This window comes from Streptococcus sp. HMSC073A12, assembly GCF_001812815.1.
Taxonomy (GTDB): Bacteria; Bacillota; Bacilli; order Lactobacillales; family Streptococcaceae; genus Streptococcus; species Streptococcus vaginalis.
The window spans coordinates 98,816-119,832 of record NZ_KV810527.1; the positions used below are offsets into that span (position 1 = coordinate 98,816).

General features: G+C 39.8%; 20 protein-coding genes. 15 read left to right on the forward strand and 5 right to left on the reverse strand.

Annotated elements, in window-relative coordinates; all coding sequences use genetic code 11:
• Position 1: 1 nt before the first annotated feature.
• On the forward strand, positions 2 to 1,534 hold the full coding sequence (gene ahpF, locus HMPREF2876_RS01245) for an alkyl hydroperoxide reductase subunit F (RefSeq protein WP_070241549.1): 1,533 nt from the start codon (positions 2 to 4) through the stop codon (positions 1,532 to 1,534).
• A 46-nt stretch (positions 1,535 to 1,580) separates the two neighbouring features.
• Here ahpF and HMPREF2876_RS01250 read toward each other — a convergent pair whose 3' ends face one another.
• Positions 1,581 to 2,063 carry an S-ribosylhomocysteine lyase gene (locus tag HMPREF2876_RS01250; RefSeq protein WP_024052113.1) on the reverse strand — a complete coding sequence of 161 codons (483 nt, stop codon included), beginning with the start codon at positions 2,061 to 2,063 and terminating at the stop codon, positions 1,581 to 1,583.
• Between the two features lie 216 nt (positions 2,064 to 2,279).
• On the opposite strand from HMPREF2876_RS01250, the gene HMPREF2876_RS01255 reads away from it, so the two are divergent.
• From HMPREF2876_RS01255 to HMPREF2876_RS01315, 13 genes are all read left to right on the forward strand, one after another.
• Positions 2,280 to 3,887 carry a ribonuclease Y gene (locus HMPREF2876_RS01255; protein ID WP_024052112.1) on the forward strand — a complete coding sequence of 536 codons (1,608 nt, stop codon included), beginning with the start codon at positions 2,280 to 2,282 and terminating at the stop codon, positions 3,885 to 3,887.
• Positions 3,888 to 4,048: 161 nt separating this feature from the next.
• Entirely contained in the window at positions 4,049 to 4,675 is a 627-nt protein-coding gene (gmk, locus tag HMPREF2876_RS01260; RefSeq protein WP_003043430.1) for a guanylate kinase, read from the forward strand.
• A 25-nt stretch (positions 4,676 to 4,700) separates the two neighbouring features.
• The gene (gene rpoZ / locus HMPREF2876_RS01265; RefSeq protein ID WP_003031464.1) at positions 4,701 to 5,015 is read left to right on the forward strand and encodes a DNA-directed RNA polymerase subunit omega; all 315 of its coding nucleotides are present in this window, start codon (positions 4,701 to 4,703) and stop codon (positions 5,013 to 5,015) included.
• A 58-nt stretch (positions 5,016 to 5,073) separates the two neighbouring features.
• A complete protein-coding gene (locus HMPREF2876_RS01270) occupies positions 5,074 to 7,455 on the forward strand; it encodes a primosomal protein N' (RefSeq protein ID WP_070583970.1) in 2,382 nt (793 codons plus the stop codon).
• 73 nt (positions 7,456 to 7,528) lie between these two features.
• Positions 7,529 to 8,464 carry a methionyl-tRNA formyltransferase gene (gene fmt, locus HMPREF2876_RS01275; RefSeq protein WP_024052110.1) on the forward strand — a complete coding sequence of 312 codons (936 nt, stop codon included), beginning with the start codon at positions 7,529 to 7,531 and terminating at the stop codon, positions 8,462 to 8,464.
• On the forward strand, positions 8,454 to 9,767 hold the full coding sequence (rsmB, locus tag HMPREF2876_RS01280; RefSeq protein ID WP_070583972.1) for a 16S rRNA (cytosine(967)-C(5))-methyltransferase RsmB: 1,314 nt from the start codon (positions 8,454 to 8,456) through the stop codon (positions 9,765 to 9,767). Before fmt ends, rsmB begins: the two co-directional genes overlap by 11 nt.
• 18 nt (positions 9,768 to 9,785) lie before the next feature.
• Positions 9,786 to 10,526 carry a Stp1/IreP family PP2C-type Ser/Thr phosphatase gene (locus HMPREF2876_RS01285; RefSeq protein ID WP_022526377.1) on the forward strand — a complete coding sequence of 247 codons (741 nt, stop codon included), beginning with the start codon at positions 9,786 to 9,788 and terminating at the stop codon, positions 10,524 to 10,526.
• The gene (gene pknB / locus HMPREF2876_RS01290; RefSeq protein WP_024052108.1) at positions 10,523 to 12,397 is read left to right on the forward strand and encodes a Stk1 family PASTA domain-containing Ser/Thr kinase; all 1,875 of its coding nucleotides are present in this window, start codon (positions 10,523 to 10,525) and stop codon (positions 12,395 to 12,397) included. Before HMPREF2876_RS01285 ends, pknB begins: the two co-directional genes overlap by 4 nt.
• Before the next feature lie 260 nt (positions 12,398 to 12,657).
• A complete protein-coding gene (gene liaF, locus HMPREF2876_RS01295) occupies positions 12,658 to 13,356 on the forward strand; it encodes a cell wall-active antibiotics response protein LiaF (RefSeq protein WP_024052107.1) in 699 nt (232 codons plus the stop codon).
• On the forward strand, positions 13,353 to 14,348 hold the full coding sequence (locus tag HMPREF2876_RS01300; RefSeq protein WP_070583974.1) for an envelope stress sensor histidine kinase LiaS: 996 nt from the start codon (positions 13,353 to 13,355) through the stop codon (positions 14,346 to 14,348). Before liaF ends, HMPREF2876_RS01300 begins: the two co-directional genes overlap by 4 nt.
• 1 nt (position 14,349) lies before the next feature.
• Positions 14,350 to 14,982, forward strand: coding sequence for a response regulator transcription factor (locus HMPREF2876_RS01305; RefSeq protein WP_024052105.1), 633 nt, complete (start codon positions 14,350 to 14,352; stop codon positions 14,980 to 14,982).
• A gap of 39 nt (positions 14,983 to 15,021) precedes the next feature.
• A complete protein-coding gene (locus HMPREF2876_RS01310; RefSeq protein ID WP_070241554.1) occupies positions 15,022 to 16,422 on the forward strand; it encodes a bifunctional Cof-type HAD-IIB family hydrolase/peptidylprolyl isomerase in 1,401 nt (466 codons plus the stop codon).
• A gap of 1 nt (position 16,423) precedes the next feature.
• Positions 16,424 to 16,795, forward strand: coding sequence for a S1 RNA-binding domain-containing protein (locus HMPREF2876_RS01315; RefSeq protein ID WP_024052103.1), 372 nt, complete (start codon positions 16,424 to 16,426; stop codon positions 16,793 to 16,795).
• A 133-nt stretch (positions 16,796 to 16,928) separates the two neighbouring features.
• On the opposite strand, the gene HMPREF2876_RS01320 is transcribed toward HMPREF2876_RS01315, so the two are convergent.
• From HMPREF2876_RS01320 to HMPREF2876_RS01335, 4 genes are all read right to left on the reverse strand, one after another.
• The gene (locus HMPREF2876_RS01320; protein WP_024052102.1) at positions 16,929 to 17,246 is read right to left on the reverse strand and encodes a DUF960 domain-containing protein; all 318 of its coding nucleotides are present in this window, start codon (positions 17,244 to 17,246) and stop codon (positions 16,929 to 16,931) included.
• 119 nt (positions 17,247 to 17,365) lie between these two features.
• Positions 17,366 to 17,899 (reverse strand): nucleoside tri-diphosphate phosphatase, encoded by a 534-nt coding sequence (locus HMPREF2876_RS01325; RefSeq protein ID WP_024052101.1) that lies wholly within the window; start codon positions 17,897 to 17,899, stop codon positions 17,366 to 17,368.
• Positions 17,900 to 17,976: 77 nt separating this feature from the next.
• The gene (gene recX, locus HMPREF2876_RS01330) at positions 17,977 to 18,762 is read right to left on the reverse strand and encodes a recombination regulator RecX (RefSeq protein ID WP_042754014.1); all 786 of its coding nucleotides are present in this window, start codon (positions 18,760 to 18,762) and stop codon (positions 17,977 to 17,979) included.
• A gap of 63 nt (positions 18,763 to 18,825) precedes the next feature.
• Positions 18,826 to 19,602 carry an aminoglycoside 3'-phosphotransferase gene (locus tag HMPREF2876_RS01335; RefSeq protein WP_070583976.1) on the reverse strand — a complete coding sequence of 259 codons (777 nt, stop codon included), beginning with the start codon at positions 19,600 to 19,602 and terminating at the stop codon, positions 18,826 to 18,828.
• Positions 19,603 to 19,658: 56 nt separating this feature from the next.
• On the opposite strand from HMPREF2876_RS01335, the gene rlmD reads away from it, so the two are divergent.
• The gene (gene rlmD, locus HMPREF2876_RS01340; RefSeq protein ID WP_024052098.1) at positions 19,659 to 21,017 is read left to right on the forward strand and encodes a 23S rRNA (uracil(1939)-C(5))-methyltransferase RlmD; all 1,359 of its coding nucleotides are present in this window, start codon (positions 19,659 to 19,661) and stop codon (positions 21,015 to 21,017) included.

A 21,017-nucleotide genomic window follows, 5' to 3' on the forward strand; every position in this document is an offset into this window, starting at 1 on the left:
TATGGCTTTAGATGAAACAATTAAAGCACAACTGAAGCAATACTTGGAACTTTTAGAATCTGATGTTGTATTTCAAGCTTCTTTAGGTCAAGATGAGCGTTCTGAGCAGGTGCGGGCTTTTCTAGAGGAAATTGTAGCAATGTCTCCACGTTTATCACTGGAAAATATAGAGACTAACCGCAAGCCAAGTTTTACCGTTACACAAGTGGGGCAAGCAGGGCGTGTGCAGTTTGCAGGACTTCCCTTAGGGCATGAATTTACATCTTTTGTGCTGGCTTTGCTGCAAGTCTCTGGTCGCGCACCAAAAGTAGAAGATGCTGTTATAAAACGAATTCAAGCTATTAAGCAGCTGCTTCATTTTGAAACTTATGTCAGCTTAACCTGTCATAATTGTCCAGACGTTGTTCAAGCACTGAATACAATGGCTGTGCTGAATCCAACTATCAGCCACACAATGGTTGAAGGGGGCATGTTTAGACAAGAAGTTGAAGACAAAAAGATCATGGCTGTCCCAACGGTTTTTCTAAATGGTGAAGAATTTGCAAATGGTCGTATGACCATTGAGCAACTGCTCGACAAGATTTCTGGACCTGCTTCAAGTGAAGAATTTGACAAAAAAGAACCATTTGATGTGTTGGTTGTTGGGGGCGGACCTGCAGGAAGCAGCGCAGCTATTTATGCTGCTCGTAAGGGAATTCGTACAGGTATGGTCGTTGAAACTTTCGGTGGACAAGTTATGGAGACTGTCGGTATCGAAAATATGATTGGTACGCCTTATACAGAAGGACCTAAGCTGATGGCGCAGGTAGAAGAACATGCCAAGAAATATCCAATTGATATCATGAAGAATCAACGTGTGAAAAACATCGAGAAAAAGGATTTGATTGAAGTGGAGCTTGAAAATGGAGCTGTTCTGAAAGCGAAAACAGCAGTTCTTTCTGTTGGTGCTCGCTGGCGAAATGTTAATGTTCCTGGTGAAGAAGAATTTCGGACGAAAGGTGTAACCAATTGTCCACATTGTGACGGTCCTATTTTCACAGGTAAAAAAGTGGCTGTTATCGGTGGAGGCAATTCTGGAATTGAAGCAGCAATTGACTTAGCTGGTCTGGCAGATCATGTTTATGTACTAGAATTTCTACCAACTTTGAAAGCTGATCAAGTGTTGCAAGACCGTGTGCATCAACTTGAAAACGTGACGGTTCTAACCAATGTGGCTACAAAAGAAATTCATGGTTCCGATCAAGTTGAAGCCATTACTTATCTCAATCGTGCGAATAATGAAGAACATAAAATTGAACTCAGCGGTGTCTTTGTTCAAATTGGTCTTTTGCCAAATACAGACTGGCTCAAAGATAGCTCAGTTGCTCTTAATGAACGCGGTGAAATTATTGTTGACAAACATGGTGCAACAAATGTTCCGGGAATTTTTGCGGCAGGTGATTGCACAGATAGCGCTTATAAACAAATCATTATTTCAATGGGTTCAGGAGCGACAGCAGCTCTGGGAGCATTTGATTATTTGATTCGTCAATAAAAAGAAAACGAGTAGGAAACTTGAAGTTCCTGCCCGTTTTTTTACTTCATACAAGATGACGCTCGAAGGCATCATCGGAAATGCCTTTTTCTAAGATCAGCTTGCACCATTCTTTAGCAGAAAAGAGACTGTGATCTTTGTAATTACCACAAGATTCGATAGTTGTACCAGGGACATCTTCCCACGTAGTGGTTTTTGCAATTTCTTCTAAAGAAGATTTAATGACTTTAGCAATTTCAGTTGAGCTATGTTGCCCCCACATAATCATGTGAAATCCTGTCCGACAACCAAAAGGTGAACAATCAATCATACCATCAATGTGAGTACGAATGAGCTTAGCTAGCAGATGTTCAATCGTATGAAGCCCAGCGGTCGGAATGGCATCTTCATTAGGCTGTACCAGACGAACATCAAAGTTGGAAATGATGTCCCCTTTAGGTCCCACCTCTTCGCCAATCAAGCGTACGTAGGGGGCTCTGACAATCGTATGATCTAACTCAAAACTTTCAACAATGACTTCTTTGACCATAAATAGAACTCCTTTTACTTTTAATAAATTATACCATATTTTGCTCTAGCAAAGAAAAAATTTTCTGCTTCACAAAGCCTGTCAGGAAAAAGGAATCACAAAAAAGAATGTGAAAACAGTCACGTATTTATAAGAATTTAGTTTGTGAAAAATTGATTTTTATGATAAAATAATTAAGAATTTTACAATTCAATATCAATAATTTGAGGTAAAAACATGGAAATAATTTTTGCAGGTGTTTTTGCCGTCATCATTGGTTTAGTCATTGGATATGTAAGTATCACAGTTCGCATGAAATCTGCGAAAGAAGCTGCGGAACTTACTCTTTTAAATGCTGAACAAGAAGCAACTAATTTACGTGGACAAGCTGAGCGCGAAGCGGATTTGTTATTAAAAGAAGTGAAGCGCGAAAGTAAATCCCTTAAAAAAGAAGCACTGTTAGAGGCAAAAGAAGAAGCCAGAAAATATCGAGAAGAAGTTGAGGCAGAATTTAAATCTGATCGTCAAGAATTGAAGCAATTGGAAAGTCGTTTGACAGAACGTGCGACAAGTCTTGATCGTAAAGATGACAATTTAACCAACAAAGAAAAAACACTCGAGCAGAAAGAACAAAGTATTTCTGATAGAAACAAAAACCTTGAGGCGCGTGAAAACAAACTGACAGAGTTGGAGCAGCACAAAGAAGCAGAATTAGAGCGTGTTGCTTCACTTTCACAAACTGAAGCCAGAGACATCATTCTCACTCAGACTGAGGATAAGTTATCAAAGGAAATTGCGATGCATATTCGTGAAGCAGAGCAAGAAGTCAAAGAACGTTCTGATAAAATGGCAAAGGATATTTTAGTCCAAGCCATGCAACGGATTGCAGGTGACTATGTTGCGGAGCAAACCAATTCAACAGTTCATCTGCCGGATGATACGATGAAGGGTCGCATTATTGGACGTGAAGGTCGGAATATTCGAACCTTTGAAAGTTTAACGGGTATTGATGTCATTATTGATGACACACCAGAAGTGGTGACTTTATCTGGTTTTGATCCTATTCGACGTGAAATTGCACGCATGACAATGGAAGCCCTGTTGAAAGACGGTCGTATCCACCCAGCTCGCATTGAAGAATTAGTAGAGAAGAATCGTCTGGAAATTGACCATAAGATTCGTGAATATGGTGAAGCAGCGGCTTATGAAATCGGTGCACCAAACTTACATCCGGATTTGATGAAGATTATGGGACGCTTGCAATTCCGTACGTCATATGGGCAAAATGTATTGCGTCATTCTGTTGAAGTTGCTAAGTTGTCTGGTGTCATTGCAAGTGAACTCGGTGAAAATGCTAACTTAGCTCGCCGTGCAGGCTTCCTTCACGATATTGGAAAGGCTATTGACCGTGAAGTGGAAGGTAGCCATGTGGAAATTGGAACAGAATTGGCTCGTAAGTATAAGGAACATCCAATTGTGGTCAATACAATTGCTAGTCACCACGGTGATGTAGAACCTGAAAGTGTGATTGCAGTTATTGTTGCAGCAGCTGATGCACTTAGTGCGGCTCGTCCAGGTGCTCGTAGCGAATCCCTTGAAAGCTATATCAAGCGCCTGCAAGATTTGGAAGAAATTGCCAATAGTTTTGAAGGTGTGAAAAATAGTTTTGCCTTACAAGCAGGTCGTGAGATTCGGATTATGGTCAATCCTGGTCAAATCAAAGACGATAAGATTACTATCTTGGCTCATGATGTGCGTGAAAAGATTGAAAACAACCTCGAATATCCAGGAAATATCAAAGTAACGGTCATTCGGGAAATGCGTGCTGTAGATTATGCAAAATAGACCTTGCTTAACATGAGCTACTCATCTATGATGTGCAGCTCCCTGTAAGCAAATGATGCCTATATTGATTTTCAAAAACAAGCACATATCTATGCGAAAAAGCAGTTGAAAAAATACTGCTTTTTTGTTACACTAGATAGAAAGACAATGAAGGAGATATGATGGCGGATCGTGGCTTGTTAATCGTTTTTTCTGGTCCCTCAGGTGTGGGGAAGGGAACGGTTCGACGTGAGATTTTTGAAAGCTCGGATAATCAGTTTCAATACTCTGTGTCCATGACAACTCGTGCTCAACGTCCTGGTGAAGTGGACGGAGTTGACTATTTTTTCCGTACGCGCGAAGAGTTTGAGGAGTTGATTCGGCAAGGTCAGATGTTAGAGTATGCAGAGTATGTTGGCAACTACTATGGAACTCCTTTGACCTATGTGAATGAAACTTTGGATAAAGGGATTGATGTTTTCCTTGAGATTGAAGTTCAAGGGGCGCTTCAGGTGAAGAAAAAAGTGCCGGATGCTGTCTTTATCTTTTTGACGCCACCTGATTTGGCAGAATTACAAGATCGCTTAGTGGGACGTGGAACAGATAGTGCCGAAGTAATCGCCAAACGCATTGCCAAAGCAAGAGAAGAAATTGCTCTCATGCGCGAATATGATTATGCCATTGTCAATGATGAAGTTCCGTTAGCAGCGGAACGTGTCAAGCGCGTTATTGAAGCAGAGCATTTTCGAGTGGAACGTGTCATCGGTCACTATCAAGATATGCTGTCAGAACAACTTTCAGTAAGATAAGAATTTAGAAATTAGGTAAAGAATTATGATGTTAAAACCTTCAATTGACACCTTGCTTGATAAGGTGCCTTCAAAATACTCCTTGGTGATTCTTGAAGCAAAACGTGCTCATGAATTGGAAGAAGGAGCAGCTCCGACTCAAGAGTTTAAGTCTGTCAAATCAACACTTCGTGCTTTAGAAGAAATCGAATCTGGCAATGTCGGGATTCACCCAGATCCTGAAGGCAAGCGAGAAGCAGTTCGTCGACGTGCTGAGGAAGAACGCTTGCGCAGAGAAGAAGAAGAGCGTAAAATCAAAGAACAAATTGCGAAGGAAAAAGAAGAGGGTGAAAAAATTTAAGGTTGGGTCAGCTCAATCTTATTTTTTCTTTTACTGATAAATGAGAGGTGGTGAGAAAGTGCAGATTGCAAAAGTCATTGTGGATGTTCCTCTAATGCAGACAGATAAACCTTATAGTTATGCGGTGCCGAAAGAATTTTCGACTATGTTAGAAATTGGCATGCGTGTGCATGTGCCTTTTGGGAAAGCCAATCGCTTGATTCAAGGGATTGTCGTAGAGCTAGCAGAAGAAACGACAACAGAATTGAAGGAAATCGTGGAAGTGTTAGACTTTACACCAGTTTTAAATGAGGAGCAGCTGTGGCTGGCAGAAGAATTGAGAAAATCTGTCTTTTCTTACAAAATTTCAATTTTAAAAGCTATGTTGCCGGGGTTTCTGAACTCCAGCTATGATAAAATTCTTCATGCTCAACCCTCTTTGAATGAAGAAGATCGACTGCTCATTTTTGGCAATGCAGATCAGCAACATTTCTCATCGCTTGATAAAGAATTGCAGGCTAAGGTGATGCGTTTGACACGGCAAGGGGCGATTCAGGTAGAATACCAAGCGATAGACCAAAAACATATCAAAACAGAAAAATGGTATCAGGTTAATCACGAGATTTTAGCTCAATTGGTCATTCCTAATCGGGCGACAAAAAAGCAAGCCTTGCGAGACATTTTGCAAGTTCAGACTGGAATGCACCGTTTAGCAGATTTGAAAGAAACATTTTCACGGGAAATTATTCACTATTTTATAGAGCAAGCAGCTTTGCAAATCGTTGAAAAAGAGGTGAGTCGTTCTGAGGCTTATTTTGAAAATATTTCAGCGACTTCTGCCTTGGTGCTAAATGAAGAGCAGGAAGCTGCGGTTCAAGCTATCACGCAGCAGATCGGGCATGACGGCAAGCCATTTCTACTAGAAGGAGTGACAGGTAGCGGTAAGACGGAGGTTTATTTGCAGGTCATTCAAGAGGCGCTCAGCCGTGGCAAGACAGCCATTATGTTAGTGCCTGAAATTTCCTTGACACCACAAGTTACAAACCGCTTCATTTCGCGTTTTGGAAAGAAAGTAGCCATTCTTCACTCAGGTCTTTCAAATGGAGAAAGGTATGATGAATGGCGCAAAGTTGAGCGAGGAACAGCACAAGTGGTTGTTGGTGCTCGTTCTGCTATTTTTGCTCCGTTAAAAAATATTGGTGCAATTATCATTGATGAGGAACATGAAGCGAGTTACAAGCAAGACTCCAACCCACGCTATCATGCGCGAGATGTCGCTTTACTACGTGCAAAGTACAATCAAGCCGTTCTGGTGTTGGGGTCGGCGACGCCGAGTTTAGAAAGCAGAGCGCGGGCTGGCAAAGGTGTGTATCACTTTTTGCAATTGACCAAGCGAGCAAATCCGCAGGCTCAGATTCCTGAAGTGGAAATTGTGGATTTTCGTGATTATATTGGACAGAATGAAGCTAGTAATTTCACGCCTGTTCTGTTAGAGGCAATCCAAGATCGACTAGATAAGAAAGAACAGGTTGTCTTGATGTTAAACCGACGTGGCTATTCTAGTTTTGTCATGTGTCGTGAATGCGGAACGGTTGACACCTGTCCAAACTGCGATATTTCCTTGACCTTGCATATGGATACGAAAAGTATGAATTGTCACTATTGTGGTTTCTCAAAAGGGATTCCCCACAGTTGCTCGAATTGCTCCAGCAGGAGCATTCGTTACTATGGGACTGGGACGCAAAAAGCCTATGATGAATTAGCAGAAGCCTTTCCGCAGGCTCGTATTTTGAGAATGGATATTGATACTACTCGGAAAAAGGGCAGTCATGAACAAATTCTCAAAGAGTTTGGAGACGGACAGGCAGATATTTTGCTGGGAACCCAGATGATTGCAAAGGGTCTGGATTTTCCAAATGTTACTCTCGTGGGAGTGCTCAATGCGGATACGGCTTTGAATTTGCCAGATTTTCGTTCATCTGAGCGCACCTTTCAACTCTTAACTCAGGTTGCTGGGCGTGCAGGACGAGCTGAAAAGGAAGGTCATGTGATTATTCAAAGTTACAATCCGAAGCATTATGCGATTACTTTTGCGAAAAATCAGGATTATGAGGGCTTTTATGCTTATGAAATGAGTATTAGAAAGCAGTTGGCCTATCCACCTTATTATTTTACGGTGGGACTTACCTTGTCTCATAAAATGGAAGCAGAGGTTGTTAAAAAGTCATACGAAGTTTTAAATATGATACGTTCTGGCTTGTCAGACAAAGTTCAGATATTAGGACCAACTCCTAAGCCGATTGCCCGCACTCACAACCTATATCACTATCAATTGATTATTAAATACCGTTTTGAAGAGCATTTGCAAGATGTGTTGAATCAGATTTTGGATTGGACTCAAGAAAAGGTCAATAAGGACTTACGTTTAAGCATAGACCATGAACCACAAAGTTTTATATAGCCTTATTTTAGCCTTTTTTAAAGAAATACACGACTTCTTCTGATATAATAGTAAAAAAGAATATGAGGAAACCATGACAAACATTATTTTTATGGGAACGCCAGATTTTTCTGCAACGGTGCTTAAAGGATTGCTGGAAAGCAAACAGTACGAGATTTTGGCAGTAGTTACACAGCCAGATCGCGCAGTAGGACGTAAAAAAGAAATCCGCATGACGCCTGTTAAAGAACTGGCTTTAGACTATGGCTTACCAATCTATCAGCCAGAGAAATTGTCTAAAAGTGCTGAATTAGATAGTTTGCTGAATTTAAACGCTGATGGTATCGTCACAGCAGCTTTCGGTCAATTTTTACCAAGCAAATTGCTAGATTCGGTCAATTTTGCCGTCAATGTGCATGCTTCGTTGTTACCAAAATATCGCGGAGGAGCTCCCATTCACTACGCCATTATCAATGGTGACAAAGAAGCCGGTGTGACTATTATGGAAATGGTCAAAGAGATGGATGCGGGTGATATGATTGCGCGTCGAGCGATTCCTATTGAGGAAACAGACAATGTTGGGACGATGTTTGAAAAGTTAGCGTTGGTCGGACGCGATTTGCTACTTGAGAGCTTGCCTAGTTATCTAGCTGGAGATTTAAAACCAGTTCCGCAAGACAAAAATCAAGTTACCTTTTCACCAAATATTTTACCAGAAAAGGAGAGAATTGACTGGACTAAGACAAATCACCAAATTTTTAACCAAATTCGAGGAATGAATCCTTGGCCAGTGGCACATACGCTTTTAAATGGAGAACGTTTTAAAATTTACGAAGCTACTCCAGTAGAGGGCTTAGGACAAGCTGGAGAAATCCTTGTTATCGGAAAAAAAGAATTGATTGTGGCAACTGGTGAAGGTGCACTTTCTCTTCAAACAGTACAGCCAGCTGGAAAGTCCAAAATGACTATCATTGATTTTCTGAATGGTCTGGGGCGGCAATTATCAGTAGGTGATTTCTTTGGTCAATAAAATAAAAACAGCGCGGCAAACGGCTCTTGCTGTTTTAGAAGAGGTTTTCTCAGAGGGAGCTTATTCTAATATCGCTCTTAATCAGGCTTTGCTAGAGGCGCCTTTAAGTTCTGTTGATAAAGGGCTTGTAACAGAAATCGTCTATGGAACGGTTGCACGTAAAATCACTTTAGAATGGTATTTGTCTCATGTTATTGAAAATCGAGATAAGTTGGATTCCTGGCTTTATATTCTTTTGTTGATGAGTTTGTATCAAATACAGTATCTTGATAAAATTCCAGCGCATGCGGTCGTCAATGAAGCGGTGGAGCTGGCAAAGGCACGAAAAAAGGGAAGCGAAAAGTTCGTCAATGCAGTGCTGCGAAGACTATTGCGGAACGGTGTGGCAGATATAGGCAGTATTAAACGTAAAAACAAACGCTATTCTATTCAGTATTCTCTGCCAGTTTGGCTGGTTAAAGTGCTGATTGAAGAGTACGGTGAAAAACGAGCTCTAGCCATTTTTGAGAGTTTATTTCTTCGAAATAAAGCCAGCGTTCGAGTAGTGGACCTAAGCCGTAAAGAAGAATTAAAACAACTGTTGCAGGCAGAAGATTCGCTATTAGCTCCGAGTGCGTTGGTGAAAAGCCACGGTCATTTTGCAGGGCATGCCTTGTTTGAGGAAGGTGCTACTACTATTCAAGACGAATCTAGCCAATTGGTTGCGCCAACTCTTGAATTGCGCGGCGATGAAAAAGTGTTAGACGCATGCAGTGCACCCGGTGGTAAAACCATGCACATTGCTTCTTACTTAACGACAGGACAGGTCACGGCATTAGATCTCTATGAGCATAAGTTGGCTCTGATAAAAGAAAATGCACAGCGCTTAGGTGTGGCAGATAAAGTGATTACGAAAAAGCTAGATGCGAGAAAGGTTTTTGAAACTTTTGGAGCAGACGCCTTTGATAAAATTTTAGTAGATGCGCCGTGTTCAGGAATTGGTCTAATCCGACGGAAACCAGATATTAAATACAATAAAGAAAATGCAGATTTTGCCTCGTTGCAAAAAATTCAGCTTGAGATACTGGATAGTGTTTGTCAAAGCTTGCGAAAAGGTGGTATAATAACTTACAGTACCTGTACGATTGTTTCGCAAGAAAATTTTCAAGTTGTTGAGCAGTTTTTGGCAGCTCATCCAAATTTTAAACAGGTAAAACTAGAACATAATAGACAGGATATTCTAAAAGATGGCTGTATTTTAATTACGCCAGAATTGTATGGAAGTGACGGATTTTTCATCAGTCAATTCAAACGAATATCCTAATAGGAGGAAACTGACAGTATGGAAATTTCATTATTAACAGATGTTGGTCAGAAGCGTACAAATAATCAAGATTATGCCAATCAATTTGTTAATCGTGCCGGTATGACAATGGTTCTTTTAGCAGATGGTATGGGAGGTCACCGTGCCGGTAATATTGCTAGTGAAATGGCAGTAACAGACCTCGGTGCCGCTTGGGTGGATACTCAAATTGATTCCATTAACGGCGTTCGTGAGTGGTTCGCAGAACATCTCGAAACAGAAAATCAAAAAGTTCATCAATTTGGTCAAGATGAAGAATATAAAGGCATGGGAACGACGCTTGAAGCCTTAGCAATTATTGGCAATCAAGCAATTTATGCTCATGTAGGAGATTCTCGTATTGGTTTGGTGCGTGGTGATAGTTATAAGCAGTTGACAAACGACCATTCTTTGGTGAATGAATTGCTCAAAGCAGGACAAATTACACCTGAGGAAGCAGAACGTCACCCACAACGCAACATCATCACGCAATCAATCGGTCAAAGAGGCGAAGTGCAGCCTGATGTTGGCATGATTAGCTTAGAAGATGATGATTACATTATTTTGAATAGCGATGGTTTGTCCAATATGATTTCAGAAAGTGAAATTTATGATATTATGACAAGCGATATTGCTCTTTCAGAAAAAGCGGAAACCTTGATTCGCTTTGCAAATAATGCAGGCGGTCTGGACAATATTACAGTTGCCCTGGTTCATTATCATAAGGAGGACGCAGAATGATTCAAGTCGGCAAGATATTTGCCGGACGATATAGAATCATCAAACAAATTGGCCGAGGAGGTATGGCAGATGTCTACTTGGCGAAAGACTTGATTTTAGACGGGGAAGAAGTCGCAGTTAAGGTTCTAAGAACCAATTACCAGACAGATCCGATTGCTGTAGCACGTTTTCAAAGAGAAGCACGCGCCATGGCAGACTTGGATCATCCTCATATTGTCCGGATTACCGACATTGGAGAAGAAGAAGGCCAGCAGTATTTAGCAATGGAATATGTGGCTGGACTTGACTTAAAACGCTATATCAAAGAGCATGCTCCTTTGTCTAATGAAGAAGCGGTTCGAATCATGGGACAAATCCTTTTAGCGATGCGTTTGGCGCACACGCATGGGATTGTTCACCGTGATTTGAAACCTCAAAATGTCCTTTTAACTCCAGATGGCGATGCAAAAGTCACTGACTTTGGAATTGCGGTAGCTTTTGCAGAAACGAGTTTAACGCAAACCAACTCTATGTTGGGGTCTGTACATTATTTGTCACCAGAACAGGCGCGTGGTTCAAAAGCGACCGTTCAGAGTGATATTTATGCCATGGGGATTATTTTCTATGAAATGCTGACAGGACATATCCCTTATGATGGAGATAGTGCTGTTACGATTGCCCTACAGCATTTCCAAAAGCCTCTACCGTCCATTATTGCTGAAAATCCAAACGTTCCACAGGCATTGGAAAATGTAGTCATCAAGGCAACGGCAAAAAAATTGACGGATCGTTATCAGTCAGTTGCAGAAATGTATGTGGATTTATCAAGCTGTTTATCTGCTGACCGTCGAAATGAGAAAAAACTAGTTTTTGATGACACGGCTAAGGCAGACACAAAGACACTGCCGAAAGTGTCACAAAATACTTTGACTTCTGCGACGAAGCCAACACCTGCTCCCACAAAAGAAGCAGTCAGTAGTAAACCTACGCCTAAGCCAAAAGCAAAAAAGAAGCGCCGTTTAAGAACACGCTATAAAGTTTTGTTATCAGCAGTGGTTTTAGTTATCGCAGCTCTGGTGGCTTTGGTCTATTTGAGTCCATCAAATGTAAAAATTCCAGATGTTACTGGAAAAACTATTGCCCAAGCACGTTCTGCAATCGAAACTGCAGGTTTGAAAGTTGGCAAGGAAAAAGACGAATACAGTGATTCTGTTAAAAAAGATTCAGTCATTCGCACCAATCCAGAAGCGGGAACGCAACGTCGTGAGGGCAGTACGGTGGATCTGATTGTCTCAAAAGGGACTAAAACTTTTATTATGGAAGATTATAAAGGTCAGAAAAGAGCAGATGCCATCAACAATCTGGTACAAAAATACAAGGTTTCAAAAGGTTTAATTAAAACAGAAGAAGTTGAGAGTAGTGAGTATGCGGCAGGAACAGTTGTTGATCAAACACCAGCAGCAGGCAGCACTTATGATTTGACTTCAAAGACCCGTATTACGTTAAAAGTAGCGAAGTCCGTTTCAAGTGTCACGATGCCAAGCTATATCAGTTCAACCTATGAATTTGCTTATAATAATTTGACGGAAGTGATTGGTATTCAAGGTGCGAATATTGAAAAACGTTCGATTACAACAGCTCCAACGGGTACACAGGCAAATACGATTATCAGACAAACCCCAGAAGCTGGTCAGTCTTTGAATTTGAAGAGTGATCGCATTGTCTTATATGTATATGAGCCAAAAACCGAAGATTCTTCAACATCTGAAAGTAGTTCACAATCTGATAGCAGCTCAGATAAAACTAGCCCATCCTCTAGCAGTTCGTCAGCTAGTGGTAATGATGGGAGCAGCTCAAAAACACCAGACACAAGTGCTAGTGCAAGTAATTAAAAAAGAGAGAGGATAAAATCGTAGTTTTGTTAAACCGATTTCCCCTCCCTCTTTTTTTACACTCGTTTTACATCATTGATAAGCATTGCTTCTGCTCAATCAAGTTTATCCAGTATATTGTAATTAAAAATGTTAGCTTCTAGGACTACAAACTAGAACTTTAAAATATTTTCTTCCAGTTCACTCCCTTCTTTTCATACCTTAGCCGGAGGAATTTTTAAAAGTTTTTGATACAATAGAAGCAGAAAGGTATCGAGGCTATGAGAAAGATCCAATTTTTTATCTTTGTTGAATCTATTCTATTAACATTTGCATTAGTGACGATTTTGTCTGGTCACTTTTCACGTGTTATTCTTTTTTTGGTGCTTTTCTTGTTACTACTCTATTATTATTTTGGTAAACAAAGAGGAAATTTTCTGCTAGTAACTTCTACTATATTGCTTTTTTTCATTATTATGCTCAATCCTTATGTCATTGCTGCCTTGCTCTTTGCGGTCATTTATGGCATGATTGTGGCTTATCCTTACATTTATAAAGAAAATGGAGTGACGAATCTCATCTTTGATGATGCAGTAGAACAAAAACGTGAAAAAAATCAATGGTTGGGAAATCTTCATCATTTTGGCTCATCAGATACCTGTCGATTTGATGACATCAATCTTTTCCGTCTTATGGGTAAAGATACGATTCATTTGGAACAAGTCATTATCACAAACCATGATAATGTGATTATTTTGCGAAAATTTTTTGGAAATACAAAAATCATCGTGCCAGTTGATGTGGCAGTTAGCCTGAAAGTGAATAATCTATATGGTGAATTGCAGTTTTTAGATCAACCTGTTTATGAATTGCGAAATGAAAGTATCAGCCTAACGACACCGGACTTCAAGCGATCACATAAAAGCGTCAAAATTGTCCTGTCAACGTTTGTAGGGAATGTTGAGGTGGTTCGCAAATGAAAAAAGTCTACTACCTTTTGATTAGCTTTTATTCCCTACTCATTTTAGGACTCATTATTCATTATATTTTTAGTCTATTTAATTTTGACTGGCAACTGATTTTTAGTAATGTAGAGTGGCTAGAAAAATTTAGTCTCTTTGTAATTGTGCTGACTTTATCTCTGACGATGCTGATGATTTTAGGTGTTAAAGTGATTCAAATGGTCACTTTGTCTACCATTCAAACAAACCTAAAAAATGTTTTAGAAGGTCGAGAATTGCAAGAGATTCATCAGCCTGAAATTGATGTCTCTTTTCGGCAGATTTCAGAGAAATTAACTCATTTGACAGAAAATCTGCAAAAGTCAGAGAACCGCGCCCTGCAAAATGAGGAGACGATTATTGAGAAAGAACGCAAGAGAATGGCGCGTGACTTACATGATACGGTCAGTCAAGAACTTTTTGCTGCCAATATGATTTTGTCAGGTGTGACAGGTCAAGTGGAGAATTTAGATACAGATGCATTATCAAAACAATTGACGGGTGTATCAGGAATTTTAAATACTGCTCAGAGGGATTTGCGTATCTTGCTTTTACATTTGAGGCCGACAGAGTTGGAAGGGAAAAGCTTGGTTGAAGGGCTGAACCTCATTTTGAAAGAGCTATCAGATAAAAGCGATATTGAGGTAAGTTTTCACCATGATGTGCAAAAATTACCGAAACAGATTGAGGAGCATATTTTTAGAATTGCTCAGGAAATTATCAGTAACACGCTCCGTCATGCAAATGCGAATCATTTAGATGTTTATTTGTATCAAACTCGGAATGAATTGCAGTTGAAAATGACAGATGATGGAATTGGCTTTGAGCATACCTCGCCTGATGAATTGAGCTATGGTTTGAAAAATATGGAAGAAAGAGTAAATGATATGGCAGGAACAATGCAAATTTTAACCGCTCCGAAGCAGGGAGTGGCAATTGACATTCGTGTGCCGTTATTGAAAGGAGCTTAGGATGCAGATTTTATTAGTAGATGACCATGAAATGGTAAGACTTGGCTTAAAAGGTTATTTGGATTTACAAGACGATGTGGATGTAGTGGCAGAAGCTTCAAATGGTCGCGAAGGAGTTGAAAGAGCTTTGGAGTTGCGTCCAGATGTGATTATGATGGACATTGTCATGCCTGAAATGAGTGGGATTGAAGCGACACTTGCTATTTTAAAAGAATGGCCTGAAGCTAAAATTCTCATTTTGACTTCTTATTTGGATAATGAAAAAATTTATCCGGTTTTAGATGCGGGTGCTAAAGGATATATGCTCAAAACTTCTAGCGCGGATGATATTTTACGAGCGGTCCGAAAAGTAGCCAAGGGTGAACTTGCTATTGAAACAGAAGTCAGCCAAAAAGTAGAATATCATCGAAATCATATTGAATTGCACGAAGATTTGACTGCGCGTGAGCGAGATATTTTAGGACTACTGGCAAAAGGTTATGAAAATCAACGCATAGCAGATGAATTATTTATTTCTTTAAAGACAGTGAAAACACATGTGTCCAATATCTTATCAAAGCTAGAAGTGAGCGATCGTACACAAGCTGTTGTTTATGCTTTCCAACATCACCTTGTCCCACAAGATGACATTTAGTGGTATAATAGAAAACAGAATAATTGCTAGAGGGAGATTATGGACGCAAAATTAAAATACAAATCCAAGAAGATCAAAATCGTCTTTTTTGATATTGATGATACCTTGCGAGTAAAAGCAACTGGCTACATTCCAGAATCGATCAAAACGGTTTTTAAACAATTAAAAGAAAAAGGAATTTTGACGGGAATTGCTTCAGGGAGAGGAATTTTTGGTGTGGTGCCGGAGTTGAAAGCGTTGCAGCCTGATTTTTTTGTCACCTTGAATGGGTCCTATATTGAAGATAAAGCAGGAAAGGTTATTGCGCAAACCCCGATTGATCGAAATTTAGTAGAAACTTATATCGCTTGGACGAAGGAAGTTGGGATTGACTTTGGCCTCGTTGGTAGTCATGAGGCAGCGCTTTCGATGCGAACACCGCTTATTGACGAAGCCATTGATATTGTTTATCCTAATTTACCTATTCAGCCAGATTTTTATCAAGATCACAACGTTTATCAAATGTGGACATTTGAAGATATTGGAGATAGCTTGCAATTGCCTAAAGAGTTAGAAGAACAGTTACGATTGGTTCGCTGGCATCCACATTCATCAGATGTAGTTCTAACAAATGGTTCAAAAGCATCTGGAGTTGCGACAGTTGTGGAGCATCTAGGATTGAAACCTGAAAATGTCATGGTTTTCGGAGACGAGCTTAATGATTTAGAATTATTTGATTATGCAGGTATCAGCGTTGCTATGGGCATTTCCCATGAAAAGATCAAAGCAAAGGCTGACTTTGTGACAAAAACAGTAGAAGAAGACGGCATTTTTTATGCCTTAGAGGAGTTAGGAATGGTAGAAAAAGAATTGCATTTTCCACAAACAACGATTGAATTAGCGAAAGGTCCGAAAGCGACTATTAAAACCAACCACGGAGATTTGAAAATTCAACTATTTCCAGAGCAAGCGCCGAAGACAGTAGCGAATTTTATCGCTTTGTCAAAGGATGGCTACTATGATGGCGTGATTTTCCACCGCATTATCAAGGATTTCATGATTCAAGGTGGAGATCCAACTGGTACGGGTATGGGTGGCGAATCCATTTATGGTGAAAAGTTTGAAGATGAATTTTCACCAGAATTGTATAATATCCGTGGAGCACTTTCAATGGCTAATGCTGGTCCAAATACAAATGGCAGTCAATTTTTCATCGTGCAAAATAGCAAGATTCCTTATGCACAAAAGGAATTGGAACGGGGTGGTTGGCCAGCACCGATTGCTGAAATTTATGCAAGCAAAGGTGGAACGCCGCATTTGGATCGTAGGCATACTGTATTTGGTCAATTGCTAGATGAAGCTTCTTATCAAGTGTTAGATAAGATTGCGGCAGTTGAAACTGGTGCAATGGATAAACCGCTTGAGGATGTCGTGATTGAAACCATTAAAGTTGAGGATTGAGATGAAAATTGGTGAAAAACTAAAAGGCCAAATTACTGGTATTCAGCCTTATGGTGCTTTTGTGGAACTAGAAACGGGTGACATGGGATTGATTCATATCTCAGAAATTCGGACAGGATATATCGAAAATATCCATGAAATTCTGCATGTCGACGATCAAGTATTGGTGCAGGTGATGGACTATGATGAATTTTCGGGTAAGGCTAGTTTGTCAATGAGAACTCTGGAAGAAGAGAAGCATCATTTGCCTAAACGCCATCGCTTTTCAAATGACCGTTACAAGATTGGTTTTGCACCGCTCGCCAAAAGTTTGTCGACTTGGACAAAGGAAGCAATGGATTTTCTGAATCAATCAAAAGAAGAAACCAAATGACAAGAATTGTGATATTTTCACATAAAAGACCCCCTCAATAAGAGATTGTTGTGAGTACCTTATTGAGGGGGGTTATTTATTCTCATACATTTTCAGGTGGATATCAATTCTGTATTCTTTGTTCAGGTCACTATCACATTAAAGCATATTCATCTGGCAGCATAATGGTTTCTTTTCCCTTGTTGTCCGTTACAAAGATTTCTCTCGGAAAAAATGGATCGAAAGCGTCATTAAAATCAAAAGAGACAGTAGTTGACAGACTTGTTTCGGAAAATCGAAATGTTAATTTTCCTTGACGGTTGATGAGTTCAAATCGAAGAAGCTCATCTAATTCAAACACACCTTTTAAAAAATTATCAATGATGTACCAGAAAGAATCAATAATGTCATCTGGCAAACTTGTTACAACGCCAAAGCTGGCATAACGTCCACGTGTATTTGTAAAAGCCATTGTTCCTTCCTTTCTGTGCTAATTCATCAAAGTATTTTCTATATGATACATAAAATAAGCTTGAATTGCAAGAAATTGTTCTTTGAAAATCAAAAAGGACCAGAGGTCCCTTGGCAACTTTAGCGATTCTTTAGTTCTACATAACGTTTGTACCAAATATTGACATAGGCTTGTGAAAAAGGTCCACGCTCATTATTAATCCAGTCTACTAAGATTTTCACATTCTCCTTGAGAATGTAATCTAAATCAGTGGAGTAGTTCATTTGCCGCTTGTGGCGCTCGTATTCATCTACATCCAGCAATCGCTTTTCACCATTGGTGAAGACTTTGACATCTAAATCATAATCTATGTATTTTAATGCTTCTGCATCAAGATAATAGGGACTGGCTAGATTGCAATAGTAGGAAATCCCATTTTCGCGAATCATAGCGATAATGTTAAACCAATATTTTTTATGAAAATAGACAATAGCTGGCTCGCGTGTCACCCAACGCCGCCCGTCACTTTCTGTGACCAAGGTATGGTCGTTGACACCAATAATGGCGTTTTCTGTTGTTTTTAGTACCATGGTGTCGCGCCAAGTGCGGTGCAGACTTCCATTATGCTTATAACTTTGAATTGTAATAAAGTCGCCTTCTTTTGGAAGCTTCATCATCTACCAACTTTCTACAATTTATCAGGTTATCGCTTTTATTGTAACATATTTTCATGAAAAAACATAAATAAACCTTACATTTTTTGTAGATATTCTTTGAGAGCGCTTGCAATGTCGGAGAAATCATAGCCTTTGCGTGCGAGTGCTTGGGTGAGGCGTTGTTTTAACTCATATTCGTCATATTTTTTAGAATATTTGCGGTATTGCTTGTCTAATTCTTTGTACAGTAATTTCTGCTGAATTTCCTCATCTTCTTTGATGTCTAAGGTTTGATAAGCTGCCTTAGCTTCGGTATAGGAAAAGCCTTTGCTCAACATAGATTGAAGAATTTTATCCTGCAGGGCCTTACTTGGTAGTTTGCTTTGATAGTTGCGGAGTAGTTTTGCAGCGACTTTTTGGCTTACTTCTGTAAAATCAAATTTGCATAATTCTTCATCAATAATAGGAGCTGTGATACCTTTTTGAGCCAATTTTTGCTTGAGGACAAAAGCACCTTTATCACCAGATAGAAGATTGGAATGAATAAAGGAATAAGCATATTGTCTGTCATCTATCCAATTATCTTTTATGAGAATCGTTAGGACTTTCTCGATAGTATCTAAGGAAATCTCGTGTTTTGTCAAATAATCCCGCACTTCTTTGACAGTTCTTTGCTTGAAAGAAAGATAATATAAAGCTAGATTTTTTCCGTAAGAAAACTGTGCGTAGTTCTGAATTTCTTTTAATTCTTGCTCACTAATGTTCATGCCTTTTGATAACATAAAGTGAACGATAGTATCTTCAGTGATGTAAATTTTGTCAGTTTCGTCCAATTCTAAAAGATAGAGACGCTTTTTCTTTTCAATTTTAGTGATTTTCATAATCATTCTTTCGATAACTTGTGTGAAATTTGGAGCTAATGAATGGGATAGTAAGTGTGACTATTAGCCAAATGCTTCAAAAGCTGCGATAAGTCGTAATTTCTCGGAGTTGATATTTTCTCGACCATAGTAGTCCAAAAATAGGTCGCCATATTTTGGATTGCCTAGATTATAATTCAGTGACCAGATAGCCCAGTAAAGGTCAATGTGGCGATCGCTAAAGCCAGATAGCCCAACATCAATGAAACAGGAGAACGTCTTAGCGTCTTTTAAGATAAAGTTGGGCAAACAAGCGTCACCGTGAATAAATGCATCTCTTGTAAGAAGATGTCCCTGTTCTTGGATAAGCTGATAGGCTCCTTTTCTACTGCGAATCTGAAATTGTGGCAGGAGAGCTTTTTCATAGAAAAGCCCTTTTTGATAATTCTCTTCCGCTAGCTGAATATAGTTCTTTAGAAGTGAGTTTGTGGGAAAGTGGACTGGTTGGAGGTTATGGAGCTGTCTTAGCGCTGTTGCCATGGTTTGGCAGAGGACTTCTGGTTGGTCTAGCACTTCCAATCCTGATATGCCGGATGCTTCTTTAGTGAGCAAGTAGTCCCTGTCTTGGCTGATGTATGTCAATACAGGAACACCGAGCCCTTGTTTGTCAAACCATTTAGCACATTGTGCCTCTCGTGCTAGCTTTCCTTTTTGGTCTATTTTAAGATAGTAGCTTGTGTCTAGATAAAGCACGGTTGCGCCTGAGTGGGAAGAACTGTCATACAAAGTGGCTTTCTCTGTATATATTCGTAATTCTTCTGGGAATTGAGAAATTGTGAGAGTTACTTTTTCTTTTTTCATACTGATTATTGTACCATATTCTCAACATTATCGTGTTGGCATGGTATAATAGGCTTATGAATCTGAAAGTAAAACAAAAAATCCCCTTGAAAATCAAAAAAATGGGAATCAACGGGGAAGGGATTGGATTTTATAAAAAGACATTGGTCTTTGTACCAGGTGCTTTAAAAGGTGAGGATATTTTTTGTCAAATCACGACGGTTAAGCGTAATTTTGTTGAAGCGAAACTGTTGACGATTAACAAACGCTCCAAGTATCGAGTAGAGCCTCCTTGTGAGATTTATGAAAAATGCGGGGGCTGCCAGATTATGCACTTGCATTATGATAAGCAACTGGAGTTTAAGACGGATCTGTTGCGGCAGGCTTTGAAAAAATTTGCGCCTCAAGGTTATGAAAACTATGAGATTCGTCCAACGATTGGTATGCAAGAACCTCAATATTATCGAGCGAAGTTGCAGTTTCAAACACGGAAATTTAAGGGAGATGTAAAAGCGGGTCTTTATGCGCAGAATTCTCATTATCTGATTTCTTTGAAAAACTGTTTGGTTCAGGATAAGGTAACGCAGAAAATCATCAATAAAGTGGCTCTCCTTTTGGGAAAGTACAATCTTCCTATCTATGATGAGCGAAAAAATGCCGGCATTCGGACGGTTATGATTCGCAGGGCTCGGAAAACAGGTCAGGTACAGATGATTTTTGTCACGGGAAAGAAGTTGGACTTTTCTCCAGTCATTCGTGATTTGTCAGCAGAATTTCCAGAGTTGGAAACAGTGGCGGTCAATTACCATACGACAAAATCAAGTGAAATCTATGGAGATAGGACGGAGATTATCTGGGGGAAAGAAACCATTCAGGAAGGTGTTTTGGATTACGAGTTTTCCTTATCGCCTAGGGCTTTTTACCAGCTTAATCCAGAGCAAACAGAGGTGCTTTACAGTGAAGCTGTTAAGGCTCTGGATGTCGATTCAGAGGATTGTCTGATTGATGCTTATTGTGGTGTGGGAACGATTGGCTTTGCTTTTGCTAAAAAAGTGAAGTCTCTTCGTGGCATGGATGTTATACCAGAAGCTATTGAGGATGCTAAGCGAAATGCCAAGAAGATGGGCTTTGACAATGCTTATTATGAGGCTGGGACTGCTGAAAGCATTATGCCTCGTTGGTACAAGGAAGGTTACCGAGCAGATGCCTTGATTGTGGATCCGCCACGGACTGGCTTAGATGAAAAGCTGCTTGGAACGATTGTTCGTTATGCACCAAAGAAAATGGTTTATGTCTCCTGTAATGTCTCTACTCTAGCTAGAGATTTGATACAATTGAGCAAGGTCTACGATGTTCATTATATTCAATCTGTGGATATGTTTCCACACACAGCCAGGACCGAGGCTGTAGTGAAATTGGTAAAGAAAGAGGATTAG